Raw genomic sequence first — 14,720 nt, forward strand, 5'->3', positions numbered from 1 at the left:
GTGTACGGATGATTTTTTGTGTAATTATCCTTTCTTTTGCTTTTTGTAATCTCTCGGCGACATCCCCATTATCTTGCTGAACAGCCGGGAGAAATAATAGGTGTCTTCTATTCCTATCTTATAGCATATCTGATTGACCTTCATATCCGTAAAGTCCAGGAGCTGGCAGGCTTGCTGTATCTTTAGTTGGTTGAAGTAAGTCAACGGGGCATAACCGGTACGTTTACTGAACAGAACGGAGAAATGGGAGGGGGAGTAGCCGATATGGGTTGCCAGATCTGCTAATGTCAGTTTCTTTTCCAGATTCTCTTTCATATAATGGATAGCGGCTGTTACGATATCGTTTGTGTCGGATTCGGTACGGACGGCTTCGCGATATTGTTGCAGGTAACGTAAAGAACCCAGATAATAATGAAATGCGGAACAAGCATAAAGAAGGTTTTCATGGCTATATCCCATTTCCAGCGTGCGGAATATCTCCTCGAAAAGATCGTTCCGGTTACTGATACGCGACTGGACACTCGGTTTAATTTCTATCGGGCGGGCAGCCTGTCCGGCGAAGTAGGAGGCCAGTTTCCCTTTGAAATGTATCCAGTAAATTGTCCAGGGATTGTTTTCGTCCGAACCGTAAGCGTGCGGAGCTCCGGCAGGCAGTATGAAATATTGATTGGCTTTTACCGCATATTCCTGCTCCCCGACACGGAACCATCCTGCTCCCTCTATACAATAGATAAAGACAAACTGACTGATAGGCTCCGTACGTTCCCGGAAATGGTGCAGAGCTTTCGGATAATAACCGATATCCGTAATATGCAGGATCGAGGAAAGTGCATCCTTTTCCATCTCCTGTACGACTGACAAAGGGAGCACAAGTGCCCGTTCACCGCTAAAACCGTCTTTTCGTTTGATCATGGTATCAGATAGATTAATGTTGCAAAGTTACTACAAAAAAGTGAAATGCGGAAAGATATAGTGATAGAATTGAGTTACAAGGGTTTTGGTTGAAGTGGCGATAATCCGTGAAGCCATTACAATCCCTGCCGAAGCCAAATCCTGACGCCGCTACGTTACTTGTTCGTAACCATGCCCGAAAATGCGACAAACGGGTACGAATAGCGAAACAAGGCTCTAAGGAATAGTGAGTTATCCATAACTCATGCGAAAAATCAGGTTACGGAAAAAGATTGCGCCGTTCCTCCCCGTTTTGCGTACCAACACCGGACTCTTCACCAACTAATTTTGAAACCCAAAAATTAAGGACAATGAAGAGTACATTTTCAGTAATCTACTACCTCAAGCGTCAGGTAGTGAAAAAGGACGGGACAGTTCCCGTCATGGGACGCATCACGGTGGACGGCAGCCAGACACAGTTCAGCTGCAAACTGACTGTCGATCCGAAACTGTGGGACACCAAAGGTGGACGTGTCACGGGCAGAAGCACGGCGGCACTCGAAACGAACCGTATGCTTGACAAGATGCGGGTACGCATCAACAGGCATTATCAGGAAATCATGGAGCGTGACAACTTCGTCACGGCGGAGAAGGTGAAGAACGCCTTTCTCGGACTGGAACACCGCTACCACACGCTGATGCAGGTGTTCCGCCAGCACAACGAGGACTACGAGAAGCAGGTGGAGGCAGGCATGAAAGCCAAAGGCACGCTGCTGAAGTACCGCACCGTTTACAAGCACATGCAAGAGTTCCTCGACATCCGCTACCATGTGAAGGACATCGCCCTAAAAGAGCTTACCCCGGCTTTCATCTCCGACTTCGAGATGTTCCTGCGCACGGACAAGCACTGCTGCACCAATACCGTGTGGCTGTACGTCTGCCCGTTACGGACGATGGTATTCATCGCCATCAACAACGAGTGGCTGACGCGCGACCCGTTCCGCGAGTATGAAATCAAGAAGGAGGAAACAACACGCAGTTTCCTGACCAAAGATGAGATCCGCCTGCTGATGGAGGGGAAACTGAAAAACGCCAAACAGGAATTGTACCGCGACCTCTACCTGTTCTGCGCCTTCACGGGGCTGTCGTTCGCGGATATGCGCAACCTTACGGAAGAGAATATCCGCACCTACTTCGACGAACACGAGTGGATAAACATCAACCGCCAGAAAACGGGCGTGGTGTCCAACATCCGCCTGCTCGACATCGCCAACCGCATAATCGGCAAATACCGGGGACTGTGCGGGGACGGCAGGATATTTCCCGTTCCGCATTATAACACGTGCCTTGCCGGTATCCGTGCCGTCGCCAAGCGTTGCGGCATCACCAAGCATATCACGTGGCATCAGAGCCGCCACACGGCAGCCACGACGATATTCCTCTCCAACGGTGTTCCCATCGAAACGGTCAGCTCCATGCTCGGACACAAGAGCATAAAGACGACGCAGATTTACGCAAAGATAACCAAAGAGAAGCTCAATCAGGACATGGAGAACCTTGCCGCAAGATTGAACGGCGTCGAGGAATTTGCAGGTTGCACCATCTAAAAAGAAAAGCCATGAAACGTGACACAATCATCATCGAGGACAAGGCAGTCAGCGTAACCGGTAACGACGTGTGGATGACCGCCACCGAAATAGCCGGATTGTTCCATACGACCGTCCCGGCAGTGAACGCCGCCATCAGAGCCGTCCGCAAGTCGGACGTGCTGAACGACTACGAGGTGTGCCGCTACATGCAGCTTGAAAACGGGCTGCACGCGGACGTGTACGCCCTTGAAATCATCATCCCGGTCGCTTTCAGGGTGAATACCTACAACACCCACCTGTTCCGCACATGGCTGGTGGGAAAGGCACTCTCACAAGAGAAACGGCAGACATACGTGATGTTCATACAGAACGGAAAAGCCGGGTATTGCTGATTGCACATACCCCATAAGACAAGTAAACGGGTAGCACCACAAAAGGTGTCACCCGTTTACTTTTTCATGAAACCGCCTCACTCCAGCGGCTTGCGGTAGTTCGCTTCCAGTACCCCGCGCAGCCCCGTTTCCGGGTAAAGCACCTTCCCTCCCAAAAGTATGAAGGGCAACACGCGGTTGTTGCGGTATTCCTGCAAGGTGCGCCGGCTCACACGGAGCAGTTCCGACACCTCGCCGTCCGTCAGGTAACGTTCCCCGTCCAGCGGAGGACGGTAGCTTTCCAGAAATGCGGACAGCCATTTCGAGCCTTTGCGCATATCCTGCACCACAGAGGCTATCGGCTCGTCTTCCATCGTAAAAACATCGTTGTTCTCGTTCATCATAACTTCGGATTCAGTGGGTGAATAAATCAAATCATCTGCCGTGCGGATAGAGCGTGCCGACAAGCGGTATCAGCCGCTTCACCTCCTCTGGCTTGTAATAGAACCTGCGGTTTATCTGCGAGTAGCCGATAAGCCGCCTGTCACGCAGCGTCTGCAACGTGCGCGGGCTTATTCTCAACTGCCCGCAGACCTCCTCGCCCGTGAGCCATCTTTCCATGCGCCCCGTGTCGCTTTTGCGCCTCAGGGCGGCGACCTTCTCCGAGAGTGCGCCGAATGCCGCCACCATCATCTCGAAAGTCTTTTTCTCGATAGATACTATTTCCATATTCATGTCATTTAGAGTTTGCCGCAAAGGTAACGAAACGGCATACAAGACGTATCGTTTTCCGCTGAAAGGCTGCCTGTTGCGCCGTTTGACCGGGTTACGGAGCCATCTTCCGCAAAAATCTTACGTGAGTCACGTAGTGAGTTGTTAAAGCCCCTTTTGTTTATTGCCGAATTTTGTCGCAGAAACAAAAAGAAAGGACTGAACATGAAAGTGATAACAATGGAAAGTTCCGCCTACAAGGAGATGATGGCGCAGATTGCGAACATCGCAGGGTACATCCGCGAGGCAAGGGACGAGAAGAAACGGAAGCGGGAAACCGAAGACAAGCTGCTTGACACGGCACAGGCGGCGAAGATGCTCAACGTGAGCAAGCGCACCATGCAGCGTATGCGCACCGACCACCGTATCGAGTATGTGGTGGTACGCGGAAGCTGCCGCTACCGCCTTTCCGAGATACTGCGGCTATTGGAGGACAACACAGTAAGGAACGAGGAAGGGACAATAGACACCCTGTTCCACAACCACACGCTGCGCACGGGCGGCAAACCAAAAGGAAGGAGGACATAGGTCATGGAACTGCTCACACGAAACAACTTCGAGGGCTGGATGCAGAAGCTGATGGAACGGCTCGACCGTCAGGACGAACTGCTGCTGGCGATGAAGGCTGAGGGGAAACAGCCCACTATCACGGAAAGCATCCGCCTTTTCGACAATCAGGATTTGTGCATGTTGCTCCAGATAAGCAAACGCACCCTCCAACGCTACCGCAGCGTAGGCGCATTGCCCTACAAGACGCTGGGCAAGAAGACCTATTACAGCGAGGAGGACGTGCTGACATTCCTTTCCAACCATATCAAGGACTTCAAAAAGGAAGATATAGCCTTCTACAAGGCTCGTATCCATAATTTCTTTCATAAATAACCCATTAAAACATTTTTCAGATGGCAAAGAAAAAAGACGAAAAGGACGTGCTGGTAGTCCGTGACGAGAAGACAGGCGAGATCAGCGTGGTAGCCGGGCTGAACGCGGACGGCACACCCAAGCGCACCCCCGCAAAAGCGGAGAACGCGCAGAGTTTCCTGCAATTCGACCGACATGGCGACGTGCTGGACAACTTCTTCAAGAACTTCTTCCGGCAGTGCAAGGAACCCAGCCGCTTCGGTTTCTACCGCATTGCGGCAGACCAAGCTGAAAATCTCTTAGAGGTGATGAAGCAACTGCTGAAAGACCCCGAAGCGAACAAGGAGCTGCTCGCCCCTCACAAGGTGGACACCTCCGACTATGAGAAGAAGGTGCAGGAAGAGATGGCAGCACAACAGACAGAGAAACAAGAACCTCAAAAACAGGAGAACATGGAACAACGGAAAGAACAGCAACAGGACAAATCCGAACAGATGCAGGGCAAACGTGGCTACCAGCCCATCGACGAGAGTAAAATCAACTGGCAGGAGCTGGAGGACAGATGGGGCGTAAAGCGGGACAACCTTGAAAAGTCCGGCGACCTTACGAAGATGCTCAACTATGGCAAGTCCGACTTGGTAAAGGTCAAACCGACCTTCGGCGGCGAATCATTCGAGCTGGACGCCCGCCTCTCCTTCAAGAAGGACGGTGAGGGAAACATCAGCCTCGTGCCGCACTTCATCCGCAAGGAGCAGAAGCTGGATGAGTACAAGGAACACAAATTCTCCGACAATGACCGGAAGAACCTCCGCGAAACGGGCAATCTCGGTAGGGTCGTGGACATTGTGGACAGGGAAACGGGCGAGATCATCCCCTCCTACATCAGCATCGACCGCAAGACGAATGAAATCACGGACATTCCGGCAAGCAGGGTGCGCATCCCGGAGCGCATCGGCAAGACGGAAATCACCACGCAGGAGCGGGACATGCTCCGCGCCGGACTGCCCGTACGCGACAAGCTCATCGAGCGCAACGACGGCAGAAAGTTCGTCACCACCCTGCAAGTGAACGTGGAGCAGCGCGGCGTGGAGTTCGTGCCGGGAACCGGCAAGTCGCCCCGTACCGCACAGACACAGGAAACCAAAGGCGACACATCGAAAAGTCAGGCGCAGGGCGGGGAAAATGCCGCACAGACCAAGAAGGAGCAACGCCGCAACACGTGGACGAACGAGGACGGCAGCATCCGCCCCATCAGCAAATGGAGCGGCGTGAGCTTCACCGACCAGCAGAAAGCCGACTATGTGGCGGGTAAAGCCGTGAAGCTGGAGAACGTGACCGACAAGCAGGGCTTCCATGCCACGATGTATATCAAGTTCAACCCGGAGAAGGGACGCCCGTACCGCTACGACACGAACCCTGACAATGCACAGCAGGTTGCTCCGTCCAACGAGAGCCGCACGCAGGTGGCGGTGAACAACGATGGCAAGACCAACGAGGCTACAAAGAATCTGAGAGAGCCGTTGCAGAAAGGTCAGACCAACCCGAAGGACGCCCGCCAGCAACAGCAGCAGGAGAAGCCGCAGAAGAAAACGGGCAAGGGCATGAAAATGTAATCCCGTGTCCGCCACTGAATCCAAAATAAAATCCAAAGTATCAACAAAAAAGAAGAAGACATGAAGACAATCATTGCAGAAAAGCCCTCCGTGGCACGTGAAATCGCCCGCATCGTGGGCGCGACAAAGAGAGAGGAAGGATATTTCGAGGGAGGCGGTTATGCCGTGACATGGGCATTCGGACACCTCGTTCAGCTTGCCATGCCCGACGGCTACGGCGTGCGCGGATTTGTCCGTGACAACCTCCCGATTATTCCCGACACATTCACGCTCGTCCCCCGTCAGGTCAGGACGGAGAAAGGTTACAAGCCCGACAGCGGCGTGGTGTCGCAGATAAAAGTCATCAAAAGACTGTTCGACACAAGCGAACATATCATCGTGGCGACCGATGCCGGACGCGAGGGAGAGCTTATCTTCCGCTACCTCTACCACTATACGGGTTGCACCACTCCTTTCGTGCGCCTGTGGATCAGCTCTCTCACCGACAAAGCTATCCGCGAGGGACTGCGGAAACTCGAAGACGGCAGCAAATACGACAACCTCTACCTCGCCGCCAAAGCGCGGAGCGAATCCGACTGGCTCGTGGGCATCAACGGCACACAGGCGTTATCCATCGCCGCCGGACACGGCACGTATTCCGTGGGGCGGGTGCAGACACCAACGTTGGCTATGGTATGTGAACGCTACTGGGAGAACCGCCGCTTTACGTCCGAAGCATTCTGGCAGCTCCATATCGCAACGGACGGTTGCGACGGCGAAGTCGTGAAATTCTCATCCTCCGAGAAATGGAAAGAGAAAGAACCGGCGATGGAACTATATAATAAGGTAAAGGCGGCAGGTTGCGCCACTGTCACGAAAGCCGAGCGCAAGGAGAAGACGGAGGAAACTCCCTTGCTCTACGACCTGACCACGCTCCAGAAAGAAGCCAACGCCAAGCACGGCTTCACGGCGGAACAGACGCTTGAAATCGCGCAGAAACTCTACGAAAAGAAGTTGATAACCTATCCGAGAACGGGAAGCCGCTACATCCCCGAAGACGTGTTTGCCGAAATTCCCAAACTGCTCGCTTTCATCGGCACACAGCCCGAATGGAAAGACAAGGTGCGGGCAAAAGCCGCCCCGACACGCCGCAGCGTGGACGACGGCAAGGTGACAGACCACCATGCCCTGCTCGTCACGGGTGAGAAACCGCTCTTCCTCTCCAAAGAGGACAATACCATCTATCAGATGATTGCCGGGCGCATGGTCGAGGCATTCTCTGAGAAATGCGTCAAGGATGTGACCACTGTCACGGCGGAATGTGCCGGAGTGGAGTTTACCGTAAAAGGCAGCGTCGTGAAGCAAACCGGATGGCGTGCCGTCTATGGCGAGGAAAAAGAGGAAATTACCATCCCCGGCTGGCAGGAAGGCGACACGCTGACACCGAAAGGCTCGTCCATTACCGAAGGAAAGACCAAACCCAAGCCGCTGCATACCGAAGCCACCCTGCTCTCGGCAATGGAAACGGCGGGCAAGGAAATTGAGGACGACGCACTGCGGCAGGCGATGAAGGACTGTGGCATCGGTACTCCCGCCACACGCGCCTCCATCATCGAAACGCTTTTCAAGCGCGGTTACATGGAACGCTGCAAGAAGTCGCTTGTTCCCACCGAAAAAGGACTTGCCCTCAATTCCGTCGTCAAGACGATGCGCATCGCCGATGTTGCCATGACGGGCGAATGGGAAAAGGAGCTGGCGCGTATCGAGCGCGGGGAACTGTCCGACGACACCTTCCGCAAGGAGATAGAGGCGTACACACGTGAGATAACCTCCGAACTGATCTCGTGCGACAAGCTCTTCGGCAGCCGTGACTCCGGCTGCGCGTGTCCCAAGTGTGGCACGGGCAGGATGCGGTTCTACGGCAAGGTGGTACGCTGCGACAACACGGAGTGCGGACTGCCCGTGTTCCGGCTGAAAGCGGGACGCACCCTGTCCGACGATGAAATCAAAGACCTGCTCACCGAAGGGCATACCAAGCTGCTCAAAGGGTTCAAGAGCAAACAGGGCAAGAGTTTCGATGCTGTTGTCGCCTTTGACGGGGAATATAACACGACTTTTGTGTTCCCGGAGGCTAAAAAGGACAAGAAATTTTCAGGACGGAAGAAATAGTATTAACTTTGCCACTTGTTCAGAGTAATGAATTGTTCTTCGATACCGGATTACACTCATACTTTGGATTTAGTGGTGGCACTCGGAGGGATACCGAGTGCCTTTTTCTTCCTTTTTCCAACCGATTATCCCGTTAATTATCAATCCGCTAAATCCAAAGTAATGAACAACAAGAAGAAAAACGAGGGTCAGACCGACTTTTCCTATTACGGTCTGTACCTGCTGGACTATCTCCGCACGAACAAGTTTGAACAGGCTGACGACACCGCTTTCATACGGGAACGGGCCGACCGTGCCGCCGAAACGTATGAGAGGGCACGGCTTGAAGGCTATCCCGCCGATGGTGCGCAGGAACTGGCGATGGACACGCTGCTGCGCGGGCTGCATTATTCCCGTTACGCCATCCTCCGCGAAGTCGTGGAAAACGAGTTTGCCGATGAAGTGCCGGAAGAGAAGCGTGAAGCCTTTGTCCTGAAACTGCTGCCGCTTGTCGGCAACGTGTTCTCCGTCTATGACCTCTCGGATGACAATTTCGCCCTGTCTTCCGATTACGACCTGCTCTACACGGAGCTGACGGGAGCAACCGTCCTTTACTTAGACGAATATGGCGTTTAACCGCAAACAGAAACTGCGGGACAACATCGAGGCGATACGGACGGCATTCATCCTTGACAGGGAAAATAGGACAGCGACAACCGAAGAGCGTGCCATACTTCAAAGGTACTGCGGTTTCGGCGGTCTGAAATGTATCCTCAACCCTGCAAAGGAACTGACGGATGCCGTCCGGTGGGCGAAATCCGACCTCGAACTGTTCGCCCCGACGGTGGAGCTGCACAGGCTTATCCGTGAGAACAGCAAGGACGAAACAGAGTACAAGCGGTTTGTGGATTCGCTGAAAGCGTCCGTGCTGACCGCTTTCTACACCCCCAAAGAGATAACCGACACCATCGCGGACGTGCTGGCAGATTACAGCGTCCGCCCCGCCCGTATGCTCGAACCGTCGGCAGGTGTCGGCGTGTTCGTGGATTCCATGCTGCGGCACAGCCCCAATGCGGATGTGATGGCTTTCGAGAAGGATCTGCTCACGGGTACAATCTTGAGGCATCTCTATCCCGACCAGAAAATGCGCACCTGCGGTTTTGAGAAAATCGAAAGACCGTTCAACAATTATTTCGACTTGGCGGTGTCCAACATTCCGTTCGGTGACATTGCCGTGTTCGACGCGGAGTTTCAGCGGAGCGACTCTTTCGGCAGACGCTCCGCCCAGAAAACCATCCACAACTATTTCTTTCTCAAAGGACTGGATGCCGTGCGTGACGGCGGTATCGTGGCGTTCATCACCTCGCAAGGGGTATTGAATAGCACCAAGACCTCCGTGCGTAACGAGCTGTTCAGTCAGGCCAATCTGGTATCCGCGATACGCCTGCCCAACAACCTGTTCACGGACAACGCGGGCACGGAGGTGGGCAGTGACCTGATTGTCCTGCAAAAGAACCTCAGCAAGAAGGAAATGTCGCAGGACGAGCGGCTGATGACCGTGATACAGACGGACACGAAAACCGCCCTGACCGACAACGCCTATTTCATCCACCACCCGGAACGCATCGTGCATACGATGGCGAAACTTGACACAGACCCCTACGGGAAGCCCGCTATGGTTTATCTGCACGAGGGCAAGGCAGCAGGCATCGCCGGGGATTTGCGCCGTATGCTCGACGAGGATTTCCATTACAGGCTTGCCATGCGCTTGTATTCGGGTTCAATCCGGCAGGCAGGAACGGAAGAAAAAGTTGCCGTTCAAAATAAAGTAGAGCGTCCTGCCATAAAATTGGAAACAGTATCCTCGGCGCAGACGGTGGAAACTCCGACAGAAAAGCCGCAACCCGCAGATGAAAAGCCGGAGATAGAACCGCGCCCGCAATATTCCGCAGGCGTGCAGCTCACCCTGCTTGACCTCTGGGGGATGACGGAAGAGGTCAGCCAACCGAAAACCTCCAAAAAGAAAAAGACGGTGAAAAAGGCAGTTACGGCAAAGTCCACTCCGCCCAAACCGAAAGTCACGGTTACACCGACAGCTCCAACTGCAAAACCCGCAATGGAGAATAAGGAGGTGAAAGCGGAGAACACCGCCAAGCCTGCCGACCCGGACGACATCTATGCCACACTGGACTGGGATACCAATCCTCCCATCAACGGTTTCTATGAAATGATGATGGGTTTGACGCCGGAGCGTAGGAAAGAACTTCGGGAACTGGCAAGGCAGCATAACGAGAAACAAGTGGCGGAAAAGACGGAAGTGAAAGCCGTGCCGGAAACTTCCCGTGAGCAGCCACGACAGGAGGAAACACAGCCGGAGGCAGTCGCCGCACCTGCCGTTACAGATACCCCATCGGAAGCGGTGGGGACTTTCCTTTTCCCCGACATCGAAGCGGAAAAGCCGAAGGAGGAAGTCGTGGACCTTTCTCCGCGTGCCTACCACCGCACGCCGGAGATGCACCTGCGCGAAGGGTCGCTGGTGGCTGACCGGGGGCGTCATAACATCGGCTACCTGAAAGACATCACGCCATACGGGGCGACATTCCAGCCGCTCGACCTGAAAGGATACCAGAAGGAAAAGGCGTTGTTGTATGTGTCGCTGCGTGACGCCTACGAGCGTCTGTACCGTTATGAATCGCTCCGGCGCGAGGCAAATGTTCCGTGGCGAGAGCATCTGAATACCTGTTACGATGAGTTTGTCATGCGCTACGGCAACCTCAACGCCAAGCAGAACGTGAAGTTAGTGATGATGGATGCGGGCGGGCGCGACATCCTTTCGCTGGAACGGATGGAAAACGGAAAGTTCGTCAAGGCGGACATCTTCGAGCATCCTGTTTCCTTCGCGGTGGAGAGCCATGCCAACGTAGGCTCTCCCGAAGAAGCCCTGTCTGCGTCGCTCAACAAATATGGTACGGTCAATCTCGACTATATGCGGGAGATAACCGACAGCACGGCGGAGGATTTGCTCACTGCCCTGCAAGGGCGCATCTACTACAATCCGCTCGTGACCGGTTACGAAATCAAAGACCGTTTCATCGCCGGAAATGTCATAGAGAAAGCGGAACGCATAGAGGCATGGATGGGTGACAATCCCGAAAATGAGCGTATGCCGGAGGTGAAGCAGGCGTTGGAGGCTCTGAAAGATGCCGAGCCGCAGCGCATCGCCTTCGAGGATCTGGACTTCAATTTCGGGGAACGCTGGATTCCGACGGGTGTCTATGCCGCCTACATGAGCCGGCTGTTCGACACGGAGGTGAAAATCGCCTATTCCGCAAGCATGGACGAGTTTTCGGTGGTGTGCGGCTACCGCACCATGAAAATCACGGACGAGTTTCTGGTGAAGGGGTATTACCGGAACTATGACGGTATGCACCTCCTAAAACACGCCCTGCACAACACCTGCCCTGACATGATGAAGTCCATCGGCAAGGACGAGCATGGCAACGACATCAAGATGCGCGACAGCGAGGGAATACAACTCGCCAACGCCAAGATTGACGAGATACGAAACGGCTTCTCCGAATGGCTCGAAGAGCAGTCGCCGCAGTTCAAGGAGCGGCTTGTGACGATGTATAACCGCAAGTTCAACTGTTTCGTGCGCCCGCGCTACGACGGCTCCCATCAGACCTTTCCCGACCTCAACCTGAAAGGGCTGGCAAGCCGGGGTATCAAGAGCGTCTATCCCTCACAGATGGATTGCGTCTGGATGTTGAAACAGAACGGCGGCGGAATTTGCGACCACGAGGTGGGAACCGGTAAGACGCTGATAATGTGCATCGCCGCGCATGAGATGAAGCGTCTGAATTTGGCACACAAGCCGATGATTATCGGGCTGAAAGCCAACGTTGCGGAGATTGCAGCCACCTATCAGGCGGCATATCCCAACGCACGTATTCTGTACGCTTCGGAGAAGGACTTTTCGACCGCCAACCGTGTGCGCTTCTTCAATAATATAAAGAACAACGACTACGATTGCGTCATCATGTCGCACGACCAGTTCGGCAAGATACCGCAGTCGCCGGAATTGCAGCAGCGCATCCTGCAAGCAGAGCTTGACACGGTGGAGGAAAACCTCGAAGTGCTACGGCAGCAGGGAAAGAACGTGTCGCGGGCGATGCTGAAAGGATTGGAGAAGCGCAAGCACAACCTTGAAGCGAAGCTGGAGAAGGTGGAACACGCCATAAAGTCACGCACGGACGACGTGGTGGATTTCAAGCAGATGGGCATCGACCACATCTTCATAGATGAGAGCCACCAGTTCAAGAATCTGACTTTCAACACGCGCCACGACCGTGTGGCGGGATTGGGAAACAGCGAGGGAAGCCAGAAGGCACTTAACATGCTCTTTGCCATACGCACCATACAGGAGCGCACAGGAAAAGACTTGGGTGCGACCTTCCTCTCCGGCACGACTATCAGCAACTCACTGACTGAATTGTACCTGCTGTTCAAGTACCTGCGCCCGAAGGAGCTGGAACGGCAGGACATAAGGTGTTTCGACGCTTGGGCGGCGATATTTGCCAAGAAGACGACGGATTTTGAATTTAACGTGACGAACAATGTGGTCCAGAAGGAGCGTTTCCGCTACTTCATCAAAGTGCCGGAGCTTGCCGCCTTCTATAATGAAATCACGGACTACCGCACGGCGGAGGATGTGGGCGTTGACCGTCCTGCCAAGAACGAGATACTGCACCATATACCGCCCACGCCGGAACAGGAGGACTTCATACAGAAACTGATGCAGTTCGCCAAGACGGGCGATGCCACCTTGTTGGGCAGGCTGCCGCTTTCGGAAACGGAAGAAAAGGCGAAGATGCTCATCGCCACGGACTATGCCCGGAAAATGGCACTCGACATGCGCATGATAGACCCGAATTACGAAGATCATCCCGACAACAAAGCGAGTCACTGTGCCAAGATGATCGCGGAGTATTATCAAAAATACGACGCCCAGAAAGGCACGCAGTTCGTTTTCTCTGATTTGGGGACATACCAGCCGGGCGACGGGTGGAACGTCTATTCGGAAATCAAGCGCAAACTGACGGAGGACTACGGTATACCGCCAAGCGAGGTGCGCTTCATTCAGGAGTGCAAGACCGACAAGGCGCGGAAGGCGGTGATAGACGCCATGAACGCCGGGACGGTGCGTGTGCTGTTCGGCTCTACCTCTATGCTCGGAACGGGTGTGAACGCCCAGAAACGGTGTGTGGCTATCCATCATCTCGATACGCCGTGGCGACCGTCCGACTTGCAACAGCGTGACGGACGCGGAGTTAGGGCAGGTAATGAGATTGCCAAACATTTCGCCGGGAACAACGTGGATGTAATCATCTACGCGGTGGAGAAGTCACTGGACAGCTACAAGTTCAACCTCCTGCACTGCAAGCAGACTTTCATAAGCCAGCTCAAAAGCGGTGCGATGGGTGCGCGTACCATCGACGAGGGGGCAATGGACGAAAAATCGGGCATGAATTTCTCGGAATACATGGCGTTGCTCTCCGGCAATACCGACCTGTTGGACAAGGCGAAACTGGAAAAGCGGATCGCATCGCTCGAAGGGGAACGCAAGTCGTTCAACAAGGGCAAGCGTGATTCGGAGTTCAAGCTGGAGTCAAAGACCGGCGAGTTGCGCAACAACACGGCTTTCATAGATGCCATGACGGAGGACTGGAACCGCTTCCTGTCGGTGGTGCAGACCGACAAGGAGGGCAACCGCCTTAATATAATAAAGGTGGACGGAGTGGATTCCGCCGATGAGAAGGTCATCGGAAAGCGTTTGCAGGAGATAGCCAAGAATGCCACGACCGGAGGGTTGTACACGCAGGTCGGTGAACTTTACGGTTTTCCGATAAAGGTGGTGAGCGAAAGGATACTCAAAGAGGGATTGGAGTTCACCGACAACCGCTTCGTGGTCGAGGGGAACTACAAGTACACCTACAACAACGGGCATCTGGCGATGGCTGACCCGTTGGCCGCCGCCCGCAACTTCCTCAACGCGATGGAGAGGATACCCTCCATCATCGACCAGTACAAGGCGAAGAACGAGGTGCTGGAGATGGAGATACCGCAGTTACAGGAGATAGCGGGTAAGGTGTGGAAGAAGGAGGACGAGCTGAAGCAGTTGAAGTCCGAACTTGCCGCCCTTGACCGAAAAATTCAGCTGGAGCTTGCGCCACCCACGCCCGAAGTCGCAGAAAAGGAGAATGAAGGGCAACAGCTCAAGCCGGAAGCGGAAGATGTGAGGAACAGGCAGGCGCAATATCCCGAAAATGCACCGCCGCAGATACGCAGTCCGGCGGATAGTATCGTTGCCAACCATGTCATAATCGGGCGTCCGGGACTGTATGCCAAGGAGGAAACCCGGTCCAAAGGATTGAAAATATAACCTAAGGAATTTTATCTGAAGTATTAATAAGGGCTATCCCAAAAGGTCTAAAAGT

At 53.9% G+C, this 14,720-nt stretch carries 11 protein-coding genes; 8 read left to right on the plus strand and 3 right to left on the minus strand.

Annotation, left to right across the window (positions count from 1 at the left end):
• Positions 1-24: 24 nt before the first annotated feature.
• Positions 25-912, minus strand: a complete 888-nt coding sequence (locus IEY67_RS02480) for an AraC family transcriptional regulator (protein ID WP_122353545.1) — start codon at positions 910-912, stop codon at positions 25-27.
• Positions 913-1,262: 350 nt separating this feature from the next.
• On the opposite strand from IEY67_RS02480, the gene IEY67_RS02485 reads away from it, so the two are divergent.
• Positions 1,263-2,498 carry a site-specific integrase gene (locus tag IEY67_RS02485; RefSeq protein ID WP_004291422.1) on the plus strand — a complete coding sequence of 412 codons (1,236 nt, stop codon included), beginning with the start codon at positions 1,263-1,265 and terminating at the stop codon, positions 2,496-2,498.
• An 11-nt stretch (positions 2,499-2,509) separates the two neighbouring features.
• Entirely contained in the window at positions 2,510-2,872 is a 363-nt protein-coding gene (locus IEY67_RS02490) for a hypothetical protein (protein ID WP_004291423.1), read from the plus strand.
• 77 nt (positions 2,873-2,949) lie between these two features.
• On the opposite strand, the gene IEY67_RS02495 is transcribed toward IEY67_RS02490, so the two are convergent.
• On the minus strand, positions 2,950-3,255 hold the full coding sequence (locus IEY67_RS02495) for a helix-turn-helix domain-containing protein (protein WP_004291424.1): 306 nt from the start codon (positions 3,253-3,255) through the stop codon (positions 2,950-2,952).
• A 31-nt stretch (positions 3,256-3,286) separates the two neighbouring features.
• On the minus strand, positions 3,287-3,586 hold the full coding sequence (locus IEY67_RS02500) for a helix-turn-helix domain-containing protein (RefSeq protein WP_004291426.1): 300 nt from the start codon (positions 3,584-3,586) through the stop codon (positions 3,287-3,289).
• 138 nt (positions 3,587-3,724) lie between these two features.
• On the opposite strand from IEY67_RS02500, the gene IEY67_RS02505 reads away from it, so the two are divergent.
• From IEY67_RS02505 to IEY67_RS02530, 6 genes are all read left to right on the plus strand, one after another.
• Positions 3,725-4,150, plus strand: a complete 426-nt coding sequence (locus IEY67_RS02505; RefSeq protein ID WP_004291432.1) for a helix-turn-helix domain-containing protein — start codon at positions 3,725-3,727, stop codon at positions 4,148-4,150.
• Positions 4,151-4,153: 3 nt separating this feature from the next.
• Positions 4,154-4,504: a helix-turn-helix domain-containing protein gene (locus IEY67_RS02510; RefSeq protein ID WP_004291454.1), complete on the plus strand. Its 351-nt coding sequence runs from the start codon at positions 4,154-4,156 to the stop codon at positions 4,502-4,504.
• Positions 4,505-4,524: 20 nt separating this feature from the next.
• Complete coding sequence (locus IEY67_RS02515) at positions 4,525-6,096, plus strand: DUF3945 domain-containing protein (RefSeq protein ID WP_004291455.1); 1,572 nt, start codon at positions 4,525-4,527, stop codon at positions 6,094-6,096.
• A gap of 60 nt (positions 6,097-6,156) precedes the next feature.
• Positions 6,157-8,244 carry a type IA DNA topoisomerase gene (locus IEY67_RS02520; protein WP_004291456.1) on the plus strand — a complete coding sequence of 696 codons (2,088 nt, stop codon included), beginning with the start codon at positions 6,157-6,159 and terminating at the stop codon, positions 8,242-8,244.
• Positions 8,245-8,406: 162 nt separating this feature from the next.
• Positions 8,407-8,859, plus strand: a complete 453-nt coding sequence (locus IEY67_RS02525; RefSeq protein ID WP_004304266.1) for a DUF1896 domain-containing protein — start codon at positions 8,407-8,409, stop codon at positions 8,857-8,859.
• Positions 8,849-14,665: a helicase-like domain-containing protein gene (locus tag IEY67_RS02530; protein WP_004291462.1), complete on the plus strand. Its 5,817-nt coding sequence runs from the start codon at positions 8,849-8,851 to the stop codon at positions 14,663-14,665. Before IEY67_RS02525 ends, IEY67_RS02530 begins: the two co-directional genes overlap by 11 nt.
• Positions 14,666-14,720: the final 55 nt, after the last annotated feature.

Origin of the sequence: Parabacteroides faecis (assembly GCF_014647375.1) — a bacterium.
GTDB lineage: Bacteria > Bacteroidota > Bacteroidia > Bacteroidales > Tannerellaceae > Parabacteroides > Parabacteroides faecis.

Coding starts and splice junctions, on each gene's coding strand:
- IEY67_RS02480 (WP_122353545.1), bottom strand. CDS start 912: ATGATCAAACGAAAAGACGGTTTTAGCGGTGAACGGGCACTTGTGCTC.
- IEY67_RS02485 (WP_004291422.1), top strand. CDS start 1,263: ATGAAGAGTACATTTTCAGTAATCTACTACCTCAAGCGTCAGGTAGTG.
- IEY67_RS02490 (WP_004291423.1), top strand. CDS start 2,510: ATGAAACGTGACACAATCATCATCGAGGACAAGGCAGTCAGCGTAACC.
- IEY67_RS02495 (WP_004291424.1), bottom strand. CDS start 3,255: ATGATGAACGAGAACAACGATGTTTTTACGATGGAAGACGAGCCGATA.
- IEY67_RS02500 (WP_004291426.1), bottom strand. CDS start 3,586: ATGAATATGGAAATAGTATCTATCGAGAAAAAGACTTTCGAGATGATG.
- IEY67_RS02510 (WP_004291454.1), top strand. CDS start 4,154: ATGGAACTGCTCACACGAAACAACTTCGAGGGCTGGATGCAGAAGCTG.
- IEY67_RS02515 (WP_004291455.1), top strand. CDS start 4,525: ATGGCAAAGAAAAAAGACGAAAAGGACGTGCTGGTAGTCCGTGACGAG.
- IEY67_RS02520 (WP_004291456.1), top strand. CDS start 6,157: ATGAAGACAATCATTGCAGAAAAGCCCTCCGTGGCACGTGAAATCGCC.
- IEY67_RS02525 (WP_004304266.1), top strand. CDS start 8,407: ATGAACAACAAGAAGAAAAACGAGGGTCAGACCGACTTTTCCTATTAC.
- IEY67_RS02530 (WP_004291462.1), top strand. CDS start 8,849: ATGGCGTTTAACCGCAAACAGAAACTGCGGGACAACATCGAGGCGATA.